7 protein-coding genes are annotated in these 18,078 nt (G+C 44.4%); 1 reads left to right on the forward strand and 6 read right to left on the reverse strand.

Translation table 11 applies throughout. From position 1 onward, the window contains the following. Window positions 1–323 (reverse strand): heparin lyase I family protein (locus ACMA1I_RS22125; RefSeq protein ID WP_337070671.1); only part of this gene is annotated, 323 nt, incomplete at its 3' end. Between the two features lie 1,092 nt (window positions 324–1,415). On the opposite strand from ACMA1I_RS22125, the gene ACMA1I_RS22130 reads away from it, so the two are divergent. Next, window positions 1,416–2,741, forward strand: coding sequence for a heparin lyase I family protein (locus tag ACMA1I_RS22130; protein ID WP_337070672.1), 1,326 nt, complete (start codon window positions 1,416–1,418; stop codon window positions 2,739–2,741). Window positions 2,742–3,073: 332 nt separating this feature from the next. Here the strand turns inward: ACMA1I_RS22130 and ACMA1I_RS22135 are convergent, their stop codons facing one another. From ACMA1I_RS22135 to ACMA1I_RS22155, 5 genes are all read right to left on the reverse strand, one after another. Next, the gene (locus ACMA1I_RS22135; protein WP_337070673.1) at window positions 3,074–7,381 is read right to left on the reverse strand and encodes a malectin domain-containing carbohydrate-binding protein; all 4,308 of its coding nucleotides are present in this window, start codon (window positions 7,379–7,381) and stop codon (window positions 3,074–3,076) included. 378 nt (window positions 7,382–7,759) lie between these two features. Continuing rightward, window positions 7,760–11,005 (reverse strand): kelch repeat-containing protein, encoded by a 3,246-nt coding sequence (locus ACMA1I_RS22140; RefSeq protein WP_337070674.1) that lies wholly within the window; start codon window positions 11,003–11,005, stop codon window positions 7,760–7,762. Between the two features lie 163 nt (window positions 11,006–11,168). Continuing rightward, window positions 11,169–15,650: a malectin domain-containing carbohydrate-binding protein gene (locus ACMA1I_RS22145; protein WP_337070675.1), complete on the reverse strand. Its 4,482-nt coding sequence runs from the start codon at window positions 15,648–15,650 to the stop codon at window positions 11,169–11,171. A 749-nt stretch (window positions 15,651–16,399) separates the two neighbouring features. Continuing rightward, the gene (locus ACMA1I_RS22150) at window positions 16,400–16,666 is read right to left on the reverse strand and encodes a hypothetical protein (protein ID WP_337070676.1); all 267 of its coding nucleotides are present in this window, start codon (window positions 16,664–16,666) and stop codon (window positions 16,400–16,402) included. A gap of 42 nt (window positions 16,667–16,708) precedes the next feature. After that, on the reverse strand, window positions 16,709–18,076 hold the full coding sequence (locus tag ACMA1I_RS22155; protein ID WP_337070677.1) for an exopolysaccharide biosynthesis polyprenyl glycosylphosphotransferase: 1,368 nt from the start codon (window positions 18,074–18,076) through the stop codon (window positions 16,709–16,711). Window positions 18,077–18,078 lie beyond the last annotated feature (2 nt).

An 18,078-nucleotide genomic window follows, 5' to 3' on the forward strand; every position in this document is an offset into this window, starting at 1 on the left:
ACGTCGAGGAACATCCGGCCGTTGATGATGCGCAGGGACATGGGCGGGTTGGTCGGCCCCTGGTGCCACTGGGTGATGATATCCTGCTTGCGGTCGTTCTGCCAGTACTCTGAAGGCAGGTACACCGAGAAGGCAAACCATCTGTCATTGGCATTTTCTCCTTTCTGCCTAGGGAACTGCACCTCTGCCCTCGTTCCTCCTGACTGCCTTGCATCACCCTGTCGTAATTCAAATCTTCCCACCTTGCCTGTGCCGCTAGGGTTATCTACTACCGAGAACGCATGGGCATTGACAGTATATTGCTTTGATACGCCAGAAAACACTTTGCTGCATTCAAAGGTCTCTTCATGTAATAAGTTAACATTAGGAGGCAATTCTGTAATCACTAAAGCATGCTTATATATCTCACTTTGAATGTTTGTCTGCCCATAAGAAATAGTGATTATGGATAACAGTAAAGGTGTTAGAAAATTATGAAGATTTACATTCATAAAGTCTTAGTGACACTGATTAAGCTTATTATTAAACTTAAACATATTTATTAAATTTTTGCAATAAAATAATAAAAATATAGTCTTGCTAGCTTTTGTTCAGAGCGTTTTCAAAACGAATTTGCAAGTCTCCTCTCTTTGCAATAGCAATTATTATAAGTATTCATTAACCTTCAATGGTAGACAGAAACTAATTTAATATCGGTCTACAAATAGGATTTTGCTTGTATATTATTAAGGCTTATTACTATAAGGTTTTTATATTTTTGTTCTCTCTATAGCCTCAATAACTACCCTTGTACTGAGAATTAGGGCAGTTACTCTATCAATAGAGGCAAGTGTGCAATCTAATATATTTACTAATTAAGCTATATAATAAGTCCTAATATGGGTATCATTATATTAGTATATTTTATTCTAAAATTTGTGAGCAGTCAATAATTAAAAATTGTATTGTTTTATCATATATATAATTAACTACTTGCGTTTTAGAATTAAATCTGTATTTGAATCGTCCTAAAAGTGTGTTTGTGGTTTAAATACATATATAAAACAAGAGGGACTTTCGCACTAGAATATGATGCGTTAGTATAAAGGTTTCGGGTGTTTACCCATTTTGTTAATGTCGTTTTTTGAATTAATGAATAGTCCTTTACATTTGTGTCGATGATATTAAAAAAAATATACAAAAAAACTGAGTTCCAGATTTTTTGCTGATTTGGAAAAGGAATTAAATTCCTTCCTTAGGTTTTGGGGAAGAGGAAAGGAGAATAAAATTACATTAGTTTAAAATGCATGTTCCAACAATTGTTATAGTTCAAAAAATTGCAATTGAAAGAAGTCTTCAAGAGAGTTTTGTAGTAATTAATATAAGTATTTCATTAACCATTTAGCCAAATTAATTTTCAACTTTAGCCCAATTTTATGAACCTTTTATTTCGTGGTATTCTTGCGCCTTTTTTGGTAGGTGCAATAGTATTTTCTTGTGAACAAAAAGAATTAGAGGAGATTGCTCCTAATAACACTCTATCCTTAGAGGACACTAAATTGGCGACCTCTGCCAATATAATGTATGAAGAAACATTTGAGGGTGGAACCTTATGGAAAGGAGCCAGAACTCAGTATGAGGTAAACCAACCCCACTCCTTTAAAGTAGTAGCTAACCCTTATGGTACAGGTAAAGTAGGAAGATTTGAATTACGACAGGGTGATGCAAAGCAGAATAATGGAACAAGATCAGAAGTACAGTATCCTATTCAATCGGTAAAAGACAGATGGTTTGCCTTCTCAGTGTACCTGCCTTCAGAGTACTGGCAGAACGACCGCAAGCAGGATATCATCACCCAGTGGCACCAGGGGCCGACCAACCCGCCCATGTCCCTGCGCATCATCAACGGCCGGATGTTCCTCGACGTGCGGCGCTTTGCCGGCAGCAGCATCAAGCTGCCCGTGGAGGGGTGGAACCCGCTGCCCAAGGACCATTGGGTGAACATCGTCTTCCACATCGTCTTCGACCACCACGCCGGCGTGACCGACATGTGGGTCAACGGCGAGAAGAAGCTCGCCTACCGGGGCGGGAACTGCTTTGCCGAGAAGGACCTGGCCAGGGGAACCACCGAGATCATCCCCAGGTGGAAGCTGGGCATCTACAAGTCCGACTGGAACAACGGCAAAACCACCGACACCAAGAAGCGCGTGCTCTACTTCGACGAGATCAGGATGGGAAATGAGCGGGCGACACTCGCTGACATGACACCACGCAGGGGAACAGGAACTTCCTCTCCAACCACCTCTAGCAGCATGCTATTGACTAACGTAGGTGGCAAACAGCACACCGACAGCCAATCCAGAAACTGGTCAGCCGACGGGGGCTTCACGGGCGGAGTAGTCGCCGAGAAATCCATCAGCGTATCAGGCACCAGAGATGCGAACCTTTACCGCAGCTACCGCTATGCCTCCTCCGGGAGAACCTTCGGCTACAGGATGCCAGTAAAGTCTTCTGGTCTCTACACCGTGAAGCTACACTTTGTGGAGCCGTATTTCAAAGCCTCCAACGCACGGGTTTTTGATGTGTCTGTGCAGGGCAAGCGCGTGCTGAGCAGCTACGACATCCATCGTGAGGCGGGCTTCGGGCGTGCCGTGGTGAAAACCTTTACCGGTGTGTCGGTAACCAACGGAACGCTCAACATCGACTTTGCTTCCCTGAAGAACAACGCCATTATCTCTGCTATAGAAGTGATAAAGCAGTAGGGCCTGACTCCCTAGTAAGAAGGGAGCCTGTATAATAGCAACGGTGCCCGGGTTTTCGGCTCTCTAATAGGAGAGACGAGCACCTGGGCACCGTTACTGTTTTATGGAGGAAGTATAGGATAAACTATTATCTGCTGTAACGAATGTTTGCAGATTGAATTTTTGAGCAAGTTGTAAGGCAGCCCTAGCCTATTACTGTCTTACAATCAGCTAGCACAAGTTGCTGGGGAGAAGCAGCCTGAAGTAGGTGTTGATACCCTCCCTCGCCAACCATTTCACTGTTTAGCTTTGGTATAAAAAGGCAGCATGTCAGGCTTAACAGGAGGTGTAGCTTAATCTACTACAAATTTAACAGCCTTTACAGTAGATAAACTTTGTGCCCTGATAAAGTACATGCCCCTGTTTATATTTTTGTGCAACGGTAAATTGACAACTGCCGTGCCATACTGATTAGTTGTGACTGAGTTTGAAAGAATTGTCCTTCCGGCTGCATCAATCAGTGTGAGCGCCACAGTCTCAGATTTATTAAAACCCTTTAATTCAATGAATACTTCTGCTCCCGTATTTGGGTTAGGATAGGCATGCAAAGAGGCTTCTTCGCTCACAGTACTCCTAAGTAGGGAAGAAGCTACTTGGTCAGAACTAATTTTGGCTATACCAGGAGTGCCAGGAAGTACTTCAATCGCAGATACAATGGCATTGTTCTTAACAGAGGTAAACACTATATCAACTGATTGATCTGTTACAGATATGTTTTCGAAGGTCTTGATAATAGCCTTGCCGGCCCCGTCCTGAGAATATATGTCGTAGTTGCTCAGAGCCCGTTGACCTTCTATGTCTACATGAAAAACACGGGCGCCTACCAAACCAGATGTTCTCCCGCCTGGTGCTCCGTAGTATGGTTCTACAAAGTGGAGTTTTACGGTGTAGGTACCAGGGCCGCTTACCGGAATGTTATAGCTGAATGGTGCACCAGGTGTGGTAGAACTTGCTGAAGTGGCAAGCCTGTACTTAAGGTAGAGCTGATCATCGGTTGTTCCTGTTACATCAAAGCTTTTGTTGCCAGATGTGCCGCCTGTGTGGTAACCATCTGCGCCCCATTGCTTTGATTGACTATCGGTGTATAGCGGACCACCGGCATTTACGGTAGTAGTAATTGTAGGCTGATTAACTTTTAATAAGGTAATACGCGGTTTCCCTGATCCGTTGCCATCAAAATATTCGGAGAGGTACAGATTCCCGGTAACTACATCTTCTACCAAATCTAAAGGATTAGAAAAAGGGCGGCGCAAGCCTGGAATTAAGCTGCCCTCTACAGAGCGAACAATATCTAGTTTGGGTCCTCCTGGCTCCAGCAACAGGATGTCGTCACTTCCGCTAAACCGGCAAACTAAGAGCTTACCAGCCAGCCTGCCCCCAAAAGCGTTACTTTTGTATTCGATGACACCGTTTGGAGACATATTTAGCCCAAAATCGAAGGCAAAACCCCGATAATTCGGCTCGTGTGGAGTTCCTACTGGGTATCCGTATTTCTGGCCGTTGAGTTCCCATACTATTTCAGCAGGATCTACTTCCGCTGTTGGGTTTCCGCCATTCATGATGTACTCGTTGCGAAGTACATTAGGGTGGCCATAGTAGCCGCCTTTTTCTACTCTGAATAAATAATCGCTTTGTGTTGCCCGCACATCCACCATAGCGGGAATAGTAGGGCCATTATATACACTTCCGTTAGACCATACGGAACCTGAATTAAGACCTGGAGTATAGCCGCCGGCAGCAGATCCGTTTGTAGGTACATAAAGCTGGCCATTGGAGTGCCAAACAAGGTCATAAGCGTTTCTTATGCCTGTGGCATAAAGTGTTAATGGTGCATTGGCGGCATAGGGGTTATAATTACCTCCTTCCTCAGTCTTGGCATCTATAGGCAGCGCCTGTTGCTGCGCTTTTGCAATATCAAGCCTTAGTAAGGCTGCCGATAAAAGTCTTTCCGGCCTGTTTCCCCAGGATGGGTCAGCTGCGCCCATCGCCGTATTGCCCCCTTGTAGAATATACATGCCGCCATCCGGGCCAAAGTCTATTGAAAAAATAGAATGATCTTTAACAGAACGCGGAAGGTTGATCACATAGTCCACTACCTGCGGATTATCCGGGCTGTTCATGTTTATTCTGGATATTGTGCTGGACCACTCCGGGGCATCTTTGAAAACAGAAGCAGAATGGCTGAGCCAGGCAACTAGATTGTCTGCTGTGGCTGCCGGATCAAACCGCAACCCAACAAGCAACCTTCGAGTAGAGCCAAATGGCGAGATCGTGATGCGATTGAAAATTGTGCCATCTGGTCTAATATCCCACCGTTCAATTTTGCCTCCCGATGTGGCCGCATAAAGCTTCCTGTCTGGTCCAATCACCAATGTTGTGAAACCATCGTTCCCAAAAGTATTATCTACTAGAATTTGCTCTGTAAATGCAATTCCCTCCAGGTCAGGTGGTATGGTTTCAACGATGCTAGTGGTAGTAAAGGTAGAGGTGAATGGAAGCAGCGCATAGCCATTCAAATCTTTCACTTGATCGCTTACCCTGAACTCATAGGTTGTGTTTAAGTTGAGCGTAGCGGTAAGGGTAATAGCATCTCCGGCAGCTGTGGTATTCACAGCTGTGCCGCTTACTTCGGTTCTATTACCATTGCTTACGCTATATAGTTTTACTGTATTGGGACTAATGGTAGCCCCATCTAAAGATGCACCACTTGGAAACGCCAGATCAACTGAAATAGATTGATCTAATGCAACACCTGTTGCGCCATTAGCAGGACGTACAGCTGTAATATAAGGTCGGTTCAAATCTGCAGAGTTTACTCCGGTTATAGAAAAATCGTCGAACGTATAGGTAACTGGACTTGAGCCATTGCGATGTGAGGCAAAGATGCCTGCATAGGCCGTAGAGGAAGTGAGCTCCATGCCTGCCATACTTAATGCCGTACCCACATTTTGTTGGTTCCCCCCGTTCAAGGAATAGGAGGCCTGAATAGTGTTGGTTATCGGGTCCGCCACCAGCCGCAACCGTACCGTTGAATTGTTAACGGCAGAAATGGAACCTGTAATACGTTGGTCTGAAGTAGTGGAGGCATCATTTACCTCCCGGCGAAGTTCCACCTTATTTCCTACTACCACTAGCTTTATAAAAGTTTTGTCGTTCAGCCCAAACCACAGGCCTGCCTGCTGAGAGGAGGTACCATAGTAAGGATTCACCAACGCTACTTCCATGGTGAGCCTGGAGCGTGAATCTACTCTTACCCCCAACGCATTGATTTGATTGTTATTGGTTAACCACCCTATACCCTTGTTAGTAACTAGCTGTAGCCTTCCTGAAGCTACCGTTAGTTGAGAAGGCTCATAAGCAGGTATGTTGGTGTTAGAAGGTGTTCCGTCTGCAGATAATCTCGTGCCTGAATAAGGATCTACCATAGTAAAGCCGGTGCCTACTCCATTTTTATCTGTTAGCGTGCCTTCTACTGAGCTGCTGAAGTTCAGGCTGTAGGGAAGTGATACTTCTACCTGGTCGCAAGCGAGTGTGCTAAGAGGATAGCAGCTATTTGTAATGGGAGCACTCTGTACTGTTATTGTAACCTCGTCTGCAGGACTAGGGGCATTCTGATTATCGCGCACTACAAGGCTGAAAACATAGCTGCCAGCCTGCAGTCCGCTCACGGTGGGTTGGGCTATTGTGGTGCTGTTAAAGCTAGCTGTGCTAGGTCCGCTTACTTGGGTCCAGGTGTAATCAGTAATGGTACCGTCGGTGTCGACTCCGGAGCCCTCCAATGTTACAGAACTAGTGGGCAAAGTAATAGTCTTATCTGGGCCGGCATTGGCAACAGGAGGTTGATTTACGGTGGCGGTAGCCTCACTTGCCAAAACAAAATAGTTGTTTTGTGCCCCTACAGCCGGATCGGCTATATTGCCTCCCATGGTCACAGTACCTGCTGGGTAGCTCTTGGTATAAAGCACCATGTATTTTATTTTAGAGTCATTTATCCCGATTCTGTCAGGCAGCCTTTGCCAGTCGCTAAGCCAGGCCGGAAGGGTAGTGCCTCTCGGATCGTAAGCAACATAAACATGAGCAGTCTGGCTCAGGTTAAAAGAAAGTAAATTGGTGCTACTGTTACTTTTGTCGTCGTTTGCCGTGCGGATCAGCGATTTCCCATTCAGGAAAGCAGGTAAGCTAGTTATCTGAAAAGCACGGTCAGTATAGTAGTTTGCGCCAACCGCTATAGTCGCTAAGGTATAGCTTCTGCTGGTAGTGGAGGCTATGTCGCTAACCAAAACTGTGGATTGGGCGGGTTCAGAAGCAGCTGCTGAGATGTAGTTTGTTCCAGAGTAACGAGTGGCTAACAGGCCAACATCAGCTGTGGAAGAGGTGAGGCCCAAGCCCATTCGTGTGCCGCTTCCTATTGAGGCGTTAGAGCTCAAGTTATAGGGGAGAGAAATCTGTGACTGGCTAAAGGGTAATGTGCTGACGGGGTTGGGAGCCTGTGCCAGTGCCGAGAAGAAAGATGCGCAACTTAATGCAATTGCAAATAGAATGCTCTGTAACCGGATTGATGGAACAGAAAGCTTAAGTAGGTAAGTAAACAAATTTTTCATGCGTAAAGGATTAAGCGAATCATTGAGTCTCGTCTATTGCAGTGGTTTTCATAGAACCTAGTGTAATAGAAGTTGGTAGAAATTAGTTTTAAGCAGACTATGGCTGCCGACAGCAGGTTCGGAATTGTACCTGCTGTCGGCAAATTATTCAAATGAAAAGGCCCTCTAAAGCATCGTTTTGCCTTTTAAGGATCCAGACTTAGCATTAGGTATTAGCTAGAGTTGGGGAGTTTGTATGCAGAATAGGCTACTCATGTTAATCNAAATTATTCAAATGAAAAGGCCCTCTAAAGCATCGTTTTGCCTTTTAAGGATCCAGACTTAGCATTAGGTATTAGCTAGAGTTGGGGAGTTTGTATGCAGAATAGGCTACTCATGTTAATCTATGAATATCTTCGTGCGGACCTCTTTTAAATTAGACTGTGCCTTAATGATGTACAGGCCCCGGTTTAGTTCTCTGCTTATAGGAATTTCAGATACAGATGTTCCGTTTTGGTCTGTGTTCGCACTAGTTGTCTGAATAGCTCGTCCTGCCAGGTCATACAGTGTGAGGCTAACATGTTCCTGCCCGATGAAGCCCTTAAGTGCCACATGTATTTTGTCGCCGTTGCTTGGATTAGGGTAAACCTCTATTGTACTGCTTGCTGCATGAACAGGGCTGGCCTCCACTTCAATAGCTGAAATTATTGCATTGTCTTTTACTGAAGTAAAAACAATGTTTATGATGCCATCAGATACAGATTCTATATGAAACATCTTCACAATAGCCTTGCCTGCTCCGTCTTGTGTATATATGTCATAGTTTTCCAGCACCCGTTGCCCTTCTATGTCTACATGGAACACGCGAGCTCCGGTTAAATTAGTCGTTTTGCCACCAGGAGCTCCAAAATATGGCTCCAGGAAATGGAGGTAGACATTGCATGGGCCTGTGCCGCTAAAAGGTATATTATAGCTGAAAGGGGCTGTATTGTCGGCATATCGATAATATTGGTAGAGCGGGTCTTCTGTAGTGCCCGCTACATCGAAAATTTTTGAGCGGGTTAGGCCACCAGTAAAATAGCTGTCTGCCGTCCAGTTCCTTGCTTGCTGATCTATATATTGGTTTCCGCCACTGTTAATAAGATTTTTGCTGGTAATAGTTGTCTCATTCGTAACGGAGAAGTTTATGGTTAATGGAGTACCTGTAGAACCACTTCCATTAGAGGAAGAGTATGGTGTAGCCTTGAGCGTATAGTTTCCCACAGTTGGTACCCACACACCATTATCGCCCATTAAGTCATATGGCGCTCTATTCTCGATTATTGTCTCGGTTTGCGCTCCGCTTAGTTCAAGAATCACACTTCCTACTGTTGTGGGGTTGGTGTTAGCGCGTATGTTAAAGTTCTTTGTAGGGAAAGTAGATAGATTAAGGGTAGCACCATCGGAGAGCGACTGTAAAAAGGACTTACTATCGGCATTAAATAAACTAAAACTTACAACCTGCTGCTGAGTAGTTGTGGTGCCTCCGGGGGTTCCCTTAAAGGTAGTGCTCGAGTTGGAGCCTCCTGTATAATAAATTAAATTATTGATAAACCCAGCAACACCAGAGTAGCGGGATGAGGGTAAAGAAGTAAGGTTGCTCCAGGTATTAGTGGCAGGGTTGTATGCTGAAACCATATTTGTTCGACTACTATTGTGAACAGTTTCTCCTCCTAATACCAGTACTCTATCACCGGCTATAGTAACAGAAGAGGAAATATGGCCTCGACCAGTAGCTCCTGTAGGAACAGGTAAATCTGCTACTTTGGTCCATGTGTTTGTTACAGGATCGTAGCGATGTACTTCTTTGGATGCTACCAGGTTATGATCATGCCCATTCTGGCCGCCTATAAAATAAATTTTCTCGTTGAACACTGCTGACCCGGCATGCTGACGCGGATTAGGCAAGGCAGAGAGGGTTGTCCAGCCTGCAGCCAGATTATCTAAGTCTAGCACATAATGGTTTCCCAAATCCTGGGTGCGAGCCTGGTTGGTGCCGGCTATATGGTGCAATTTGCCGTTCAAATATTCAAGTTGCCCGGCAGAAATAACAATTGGTAGATCCGGTAACCTAACATAACGGTTTTCTGCTACTATGTATTTCCAGGCTTCTCTGGTACCGAAGATCTGGCCGGTACCGGCTGCGTTAGAGGTATATCCGCCGGCAAAGTAAATGTCTGTTCCGTCTGTTGTAAATCCGGCGTGGGTAACTCCCCCATAATTGGTGCCGTTCATTGCAGGCATTGGCGCAATAGGTGTCCACCTGTTGGTAACTGGGTCATACACATAAGCACGGCTTGTGGGTGTACAGCAAGACTTTCGGCTGTCAAAGCCTCCGAAAGTATAAAGCTTCCCATTCACCACCTTGCCTTGTGCTTCGTTAACGGAGTAAGGCTGGCTTGCGACAGTACTCCAGGTAATGCTGTTGTAGGGTTGCAAAGTGTTTTCTGCAGTAACATTAATCGTTGCTGTGGCTACGTCAAATGCTGCTCCGGCATCGGAGGCCCTAATCTTTAAACTGTAGGCTGATTGCGTATGGTAGTTTAATTTTTTTGCAAGCGTTATGGCCCCCGTGGCCGGATTAATTCCAAACGCGCCATTTGTGTTTCCGGCTGTTATGGAATAAGTAATAACATCTCCATCAGGATCAGTTGCCTTAACAGTTCCGGCAGTAGTACCCACGTTAGCCCCATCAGAAACGGAGAAGGTATAGTTTTTATTTACAAATACTGGTGCATTACCTCCTGATGTTGTATTGCCAGTTACGGAGAAGTCGTCGAAGGTATAGGTGATGGGAGTACTTCCGTTTCGATGTGTTGCGAATATGCCCACATTAGCGGTAGAGGCCGTGAGTCCCATGCCAGAGATACTAAGGGCAGCACCTACGCTTCTTTCTGCACCATCGTTCAGAGTGAAGAAACCTGTTGCCGTGTTCGCATCAGGATCTATTACCAACTTCAACCTAACAGTAGACGTGTTGATACCTGTTACTGAGCCAGTGATGCGTTGGTCTGCAGTAGTAGATACATCATTCATCTCCCGGCGCATTTCCACTTTGTTTCCTACCACTACCAGTTTCACAAAAGTCTTATCATTTAACCCAAACCACAAGCCCCCCTGTTGAAAAGCAGTGCCATTGAAAGGGTTTATGAGGTTAACTTCAGCCGTTATTTTGGTGCGGGAATTCACTTTTACTCCCAAGGCATTGAGCTGATTATTGCTAGTAGTAGAGGCGATACCCTGATTGGTGATAACTTGTAGCCTTCCAGAAGCTACGGTTAATTTAGATGGTTCATAACCTGGTGCTGTTGTATTAGTGGGAGAGCCATCTGCCGCAAGGCGTGTGCCTGAGTAGGCATCAGCTAAGGTGAAGCCTGTACCCACTCCGTTTTTGTCTGCTAAGGTGCCTGCTATGGAGCTACTAAAGTTCAGGCTATATGGAAGGGAAACCTCCAGCCCTGCGCATGGCAGCGTGCTTATAGGAGGGCAGCCCTGTGCCAATCCTTTAGCCGAGAAATTACCAAGCAGCACAACTGTTAGTAACACGCTCCATACCCAGCCTGCTGGAACAGAGTGATTGAAGATGGGAGTAGTGTTTTTGCTCATGAGGTTTTAAAATTGGTAGGCGTAACTAAGCTGCAAAAAGCGTTGAGGCCAGATTATATGGACAGGTTATACCTGTGCAAAGAGCAGAAAGGCAGCGCAGAAGTAAATTTCCAGAGCTAGGGAGGAAGCCTTGCAGGATGCTTCTTCCCTAGCTCTGGAAAATCTATTCTATTATCAATCTTGTATGGGTTTCACCACCTATAGATTGCGCTTTGATAATATACAGGCCACGATTTAGGCGCCTGCTGGTTGCTATGTTGGTACTGGAGGCTCCATGGGCATCAACGTCTACCTCGATTGACTCTACGGCTCTACCCGTGATGTCGTAAATGCTCACCCTGACTTTTTCCTGTTGCCCAAAGCCATTCAGCGACATCTGAATTCTGTCGCCCGTGCTAGGGTTAGGGTACACCTGGACTTTCAAATCTTCGGTAGCGCGCTGCAGAGACTCTGTTATGGCACCTGGAGAATTTATACTTGAAGTCGCCCTGAAAATTTCGAGACCAGCAATAGCAACACGGTTTGCTGTTGGATTAAATCTAATGTTTAGCGTTCCGTCTGTTACATTTATATCAAAGTCTTTTACCAGGGCAGTTCGGTAGCCAACCCCACTGTATATATCAAATGCAGTGAGCTTAGCGGTGTTTTCCATGGTAATATTGAATACCCTTGAGCCTGCCGCAGAGAAGAAATTCTCTACAAAGTGCATACGAACCAAGTAGTTGCCACTAGGCAGATTTGGAATGGCATAACGGGTTTCTGCCAGATCAGAAGATGCAGAGAGGTAAGTCTGGTACAAGACATCATGATCTGTTGAGGCAATAGGTGTGGTCACGTTCTGTCTATCCAGCTTTATAGAGCCAGATCGGTAGCTTATGTCTGCTTCCCAAGGAACTCCCCCAATTGATACGCCCGTATCGGCGGCACCTTTTATTCGTTTTACGAGAACTATATTCGTGCTCTCATCATTGGAGATGCCATAAAGCGGAACACGTAGGGGAGAGGCTGCATTATTATAGTGAACCAAAAGAACAGCATTTTTAATGCCTCGGCTGGTTGGTTTAAAGGTAACCGAGCTACTCGTGGTGCCTTGTGTTGCCAGTGTAGTGGTAGAAGGCAAGGCTGCCGTAAACTCACTGCTATCTGGTCCAACAACTTCTAAACTCCTTATGGAGATAGAGGGATCGCTACTGCCATCAGGGTGAGTTTTGCCAAGGTTACTTAGAACTATAGACAAGTTTTTGCTGCTGCCTGCCATCACTGTGCCGAAGTCAACCGCTGATGGAGAGGCTTCCAGTTCAGAAAAATAAGCCGCACCTACCTCTGGTTTTAAATTGCTTACATAATAGATATTGTCCTGATAATCGTAGTTCACGAAGGGTGATGTCAGGTAGTCCATACCAATTAAGTAGGCATTTGGAATAATGTTGCCGTTTGCATCTACTGCCTTCCAGATACGGATACCAATCTTACCTTCAAAATTTAGAGTTCTATCGGTATAAGATCTCTGAACCTTCAAACCAAAGGCTCCGGATGGTGAAAAAGAGCCATCTGCAGGCACTGGATTTGAGTTCCCTTTTCTTGGCAGCAGCGTCTGCCCATCCAAGCCAATATGCGTGAATATGCTAGTAACTGTGGTACTGCCTTTCGCATGCCACTCAATTCTTTCTGTCTGACTGCAGCAGCCATGGTACGCAGCCATCTGGATAACATATACCGGCTTGGATGGATCTGCTCTTACAAAATAGGGTGAAATTATCTCATCAGAGTTTGCGACTACTCTGGTGCCTTTGTTAGTAGAACCATCATTGGCATTAAATCCTACTCTGGTTTTTAAGCCAAAGGCATTTATAATTTCTTGGGCATAAGGCTCATAATTCCCTTCGCCTCTATTCTGCCACAGACCCAATAACGTTACTTTTTTGAAAGGACTTAAATCATCATTAGAGGTAATATTGAGTTCACCTTGGAGTACTGTAACCCGACTTGCAGGATTTACAGCGATGAACTCTATAACTACTTCTGCAAAGGCTTTGGAATTTACTGTGAGCGGCAATGCTGTTGAGGCATCATAGGCTGCTCCGTTAAGCGTGGCAATCTTCCAGGCTGAAGTGTTTGTAAGGGCGAGGTTATGAATTACCAAGGCTCCTGTACCTTTGTTGTGAATGCGCAGCCTTACCTTGTCATGGTTCGAGTTATAGGGCGTATACGTGCTGTCTGGGTTCATACGCCTCCATGGTATTTGAATACGTGAGAAAGTAAGGACATCCGGAGAAAGGAATTTGTCCATATTCTGCAGAACCAGGTAGGCATTACTTTGTGTCACAGTTGTGATGCTGAAGCTATAGGCATCCGTAATGGTTTGGTTGTTGTTGCCATCTACTGCCTTAGCCCGAATAGTGTGGTTGCCTACGGTACTTAATTTAAATGGGGCAGTATAATTTGTAAACGGACCATTGTTTAGGCTATACTGCACAAAAGAAAGACCAGACCCTCCGGTATCTGAGGCATTTAAGCTTATCTGCACCTCATCTTTATAAACATTAGGAGATAACGATGTTCCTGCAAACCGGATATCTGCTGTTGGTGGAATGATGTCTGCTCCAGGTGTTGTAGGAGAAATGATGAGGTAGTTAATTTTGGTGTTAGTTCCACCTGCCGCATCTATGGTGAGCTTGCCATCCGTTACATCAACGGCAACCGTTGCAGACCTGAATTTTATTTGTGAGGAAGGTGCAAAATTAGAGATGGCTGATACACCCTCCACGTTTATGGAGTGCCTGCTATCTACATAGCTTGGATCGCCTACACTTACCGTTACATTATAATTGCCGTTAGGTACAGCATATTCCCAGCTACCGGACACAGTTGACTGCATCTGGTTCAGGGTTCTCAGGCGTATGTCATCGGCGGTATTGCGTTGGCGCATGTTAGCCGACATATCCAGAGGTTGTTTGGTGCTTGGGTGTACCCATCCATAGCTACGACTTGCATCATAAGGCAAGCCTGTGTCTGCCAGATAATCGCTAGGTGTACTAGAACCGCTTGGTTGAAAATTTATTTTAACTTCCTGTGCAGAGCTGGTTCCAGTTACAGTTAAGTTTATCTGCATAGTAGCTGTTTGGTAGTTACTCGCAGATGCCGTAACAGTAGCCTGGTAGGTGCCTGGTGTCAGGGTTGTATTGATATTAGATGGCCCAAAGGTGAGCGTTCCCAGCGAGGAGGCTGGCAGTGTGAGCCAACTGGCATTTGACGACTTACTCAGCGATACGTTTGGTGTACCCTGGCTGGCAGATAATGTTGTTGATTGGGAGGTTACAGTGCCACCTTGGGCAACCGTGAAACTTAGAGTTGCAGGCGAAAAGGAGAGGGTATTGTTTGCAATTTCAGCTTGCTTGGCTAATATAATGTAATTGGTTTGAGAGCCTGCTGCCGGACTGGCCATGTTGCCCCCCAGATTTACGGTTCCGGCTGGATAAGACTTGCTATAGAGATCCAGTGTGCGGGTGCCAGGATCATTTATATTTAATTTTTCAGGGAGCTTTTGCCATGTGCTTAGCCAGGAAGGGAGTGCTGTGGCCCGTGGGTCGTAGGCTACATAAACAGTGGCACTCTGGCTTAGGCTAAAGGAGAGGAGAGTGGTGGCGGTACTCCTCTTGTCGTCGTTGGGTGTCTGAATAAACTGCTCTCCATTCAATAGTGCGGGCACACCTGTAATCTGGTATGTCCGGTCGGAATACAGGATGGCACCTGCTACTAGTTCTGAAACGGTGTAGCTATTGCCGGTGGTAGCGCTAATATTAGATATCAGGCTGTTTGATGGTTGTGTTGGTGCAAAGTTAGCAGTAATGACTTTGTTGCTGTTCATGGTCACCTGTAGCGGATTACTGGTGCCTGCAGCATCGCCGCTCCAGCCTGTGAACGTGCTGCCTGAAGCCGGTATGGCCGTCAGGCTTACGCTTGTGCCACCGGTAAAGGTCGTCTGATTCGGGTTGGTGGACACTGTGCCATTGCCAGAGGTAGTTACGGTGAGATTGTACTGGGTGTTATTTGTCTCTCCTTTCGCTATTACGAAGTAGTTGTTCTCCGCTCCAGCAGCCGGACTGGCCATGTTACCACCCAAACTAACCGTTCCTGCAGAAAAAGATTTACTGTACAGGTTCATGTGGCGGATTTTAGGATCATTTACTCCTATAACTTCTGCCTGCTTTTGCCAGGTGCTTAGCCAGGAGGGGAGTGCTGTGGCCCGTGGGTCGTAGGCTACATAAACAGTAGCGCTCTGGCTCAGATTAAAGGATAGGAGGGAGGCATCCGTAGCCCTCTTGTCGTCGTTGGGCACCTGGATGAGAGATACCCCGTTCAAGGAAGCTGGCACTCTTGTCGCTTCATAAGTTCTATCAGTATACACTTTAGCCCCGACGGCCAACACTGCCTGACTATAGCTTTTGCCTGAACTTGATGTTACGTTGGTTATTAGTGCAGTCGTCTGTCTACTGAAGCTTATTTTCTCAGCTAAGGCTATACCTTCTTTGCCAGGAAGGGCTTGAACTCTCAGGCACACCAATATACTTAGTAGCAACAATGCTACCTGTTTATTTATTTTTAAGAATGGGATTGGCGTAAGGGAGGTGTAATTTTTTTCCATTTTTCACATTTTTGTTTTACCAATAAATTCCAAGCGTACCTTCAGTTGACGATGAAGAAGTAAGATGTTTTGATGTGACTTTAAGATGCAGAGTTACTTGAAGTCGTAAAAACAGCAGCAAATTATAATATCAGCGAGAGCACCGATATGATGGGGGGCCGTTAAATTGTTGGTTGATAATTATTTCCCCAACAACCTATTCTTATTCAAATTGTGATAATGCTTATGATGGTTGTTCTCATAAGGCATAAATAAGGACAAATAATAGAGTAATGACTCTTATTTTCAAATACTATACACAGGTTAAACAAAACCTATAATAGTAAACACCTGCTATTCCTGGTTGTATTGATAAGCATTTATTGTCCTGGTAACTGTAATATTGTTATTTTTTATGTAAAATGCTCTATTAGATAGAAGCCTATAGGCAAACCTTCTAGAACAGATGCATTTTTATACTTCAATATTTTAAAATATTGGCAATTTAATTCAAATTAATACGAATAATTTACTGTTTTGCCTATCATTTTTGGAAATTACTTATAAATTATTGTAAAACTTGGTGAATAGGTCTTATATGAAGGTTAATAGCTTAATATTATATAGTAAAATGCTATGTAATGTTCAGTAGTAGTTGCTAAACGAAAGTAATTTAAGTTTAGCAGCGGCACTTAAGCGGTTATAGGTATAGAAATCCTAACCTCGTTGAAGTAACGTACTGCAAGTTCAAGTTTATAATGAATTGCAGATTAAAGACGAAGCACCCGGATTCTAGGGAGGAATGCTAATTTTAAATAACCCGCGTAAGAAAAGTCAGGCAGCCTGTTTAGCTTTTTTTCTTCGCCTTCGTTGGCATATAATCCATAGGTTAACTGTCCATCATCAGACATCTTAACAAGGTCGGACTGCAAAGAGGCTGCATGAGGGGCAGGTATAGGTAGTTCCTTGTTCTGGCTATTGGTTAGAAGAAGGAACAAAGAAGCGAAGAAAAGATAAACAGTAGCTTTTTTTCTCATATTATAGAGTTTGCTTGTACTTCAACGTGTTTATGAAATGAGTTAAAAAGCATTTTTGTGCACCTTTTTACCAAAAATCGTTAAAAAAATAATTTTAAAATCGAGTGCCAACGACCAGTTTTCCATATACCAAATATCATGCATGGTGCGCTGGCTCTTTTGCTCTTGTGTTTCCAATGGACCTCGCCAACCATTAACTTGTGCCCAGCCTGTAATGCCAGGTTTGCAGTAATGCCTGATCATATATTTGTCTGTGCTGGCCTGTAATTGCTTGTTTAGGAAGCTTCGGTGCGGTCTGGGACCAACTACACTCATATCTCCCAAAAACACATTTATAAATTGAGGCAGCTCATCCAAACTGTATTTTCTCATTACTTTTCCTATTGAAGTAACTCTTGGGTCATTCTGTGTTGTAGAAAGAGTACCGGTGACGGTATCTTCATTCTGTTTCATACTTCTGAATTTATACACCTTGAATGGCTTGCCGGCTTTTCCGATTCTAATCGGGCAGTAAAAAACCGGGCCGGGGGAATTGAGCTTAATTAAAATGGCAAGCACCAGGAAAACAGGCAGGAGCATGAGCAAGGCCATCAAAGAAAAGCTTTTGTCGAAGCAGCTCTTCATAAACGATGAGCTACTTTCGTCTAACGGTAGCTGACGCACATGTACGGCCTCTATATGGCCATATCGTTTTGTTTTGTAATGAGTGCCAAATAAACTTTGATAATCTGGTATATATTTTACCCTTACGCCGTAGTAATCGGCAGCCGCCATAATGTTCCGTACTTTTTTTGTTGATTTTACAGGGAAGGCGATTACAATCTCATCTACAGGATTATCTTGTAAGAACTGATGGATGCTATCCAGTTCTCCTACTATCTTATCCTGGTTTACATGGCACTCCTCCCGCGAGCATCTAATATAGCCTTTAACCTCATGTCCATGCATTTCTTTCTCAATGTTGGCGGCCAGGCTGCCAACACCGGCTACCAAAATATGTTTCTTTCTTTCGTCGGTAGTGCTTACCTGTTTCGCAATTTTTATAACTAAGAAATTGATCGGAATTCCAATAGCAGGAAACACTAGAACAAACCCTATAATCAAGTCTTTGTCGTGAACCAAATTGGGGTAAAGGAAATAGAGTATTAATGAAATGCCAATGAGTAGTATATAGCCTTTAAAAAAATAAGTTAGCTGCAGACTTACAGTTTTATAATCTTTTTGGCTGTGCAATTTTCGCCAGAACCCGACAAGACACCATGCCATTATAAAACCAGAGAATAAAATCCAGTCAGTTCCTGTTTGCATGTTGATCGTAACAAGAAATAAAGAGAAACTGATCACAAATACTAGGGATAAAATATCTCCACCCAAGTTTAAAACTGAAAGTTTTGGCCTAGATTTAATCATAG

Origin of the sequence: Pontibacter sp. 13R65 (assembly GCF_047525655.1) — a bacterium.
Taxonomy (GTDB): domain Bacteria; phylum Bacteroidota; class Bacteroidia; order Cytophagales; family Hymenobacteraceae; genus Pontibacter.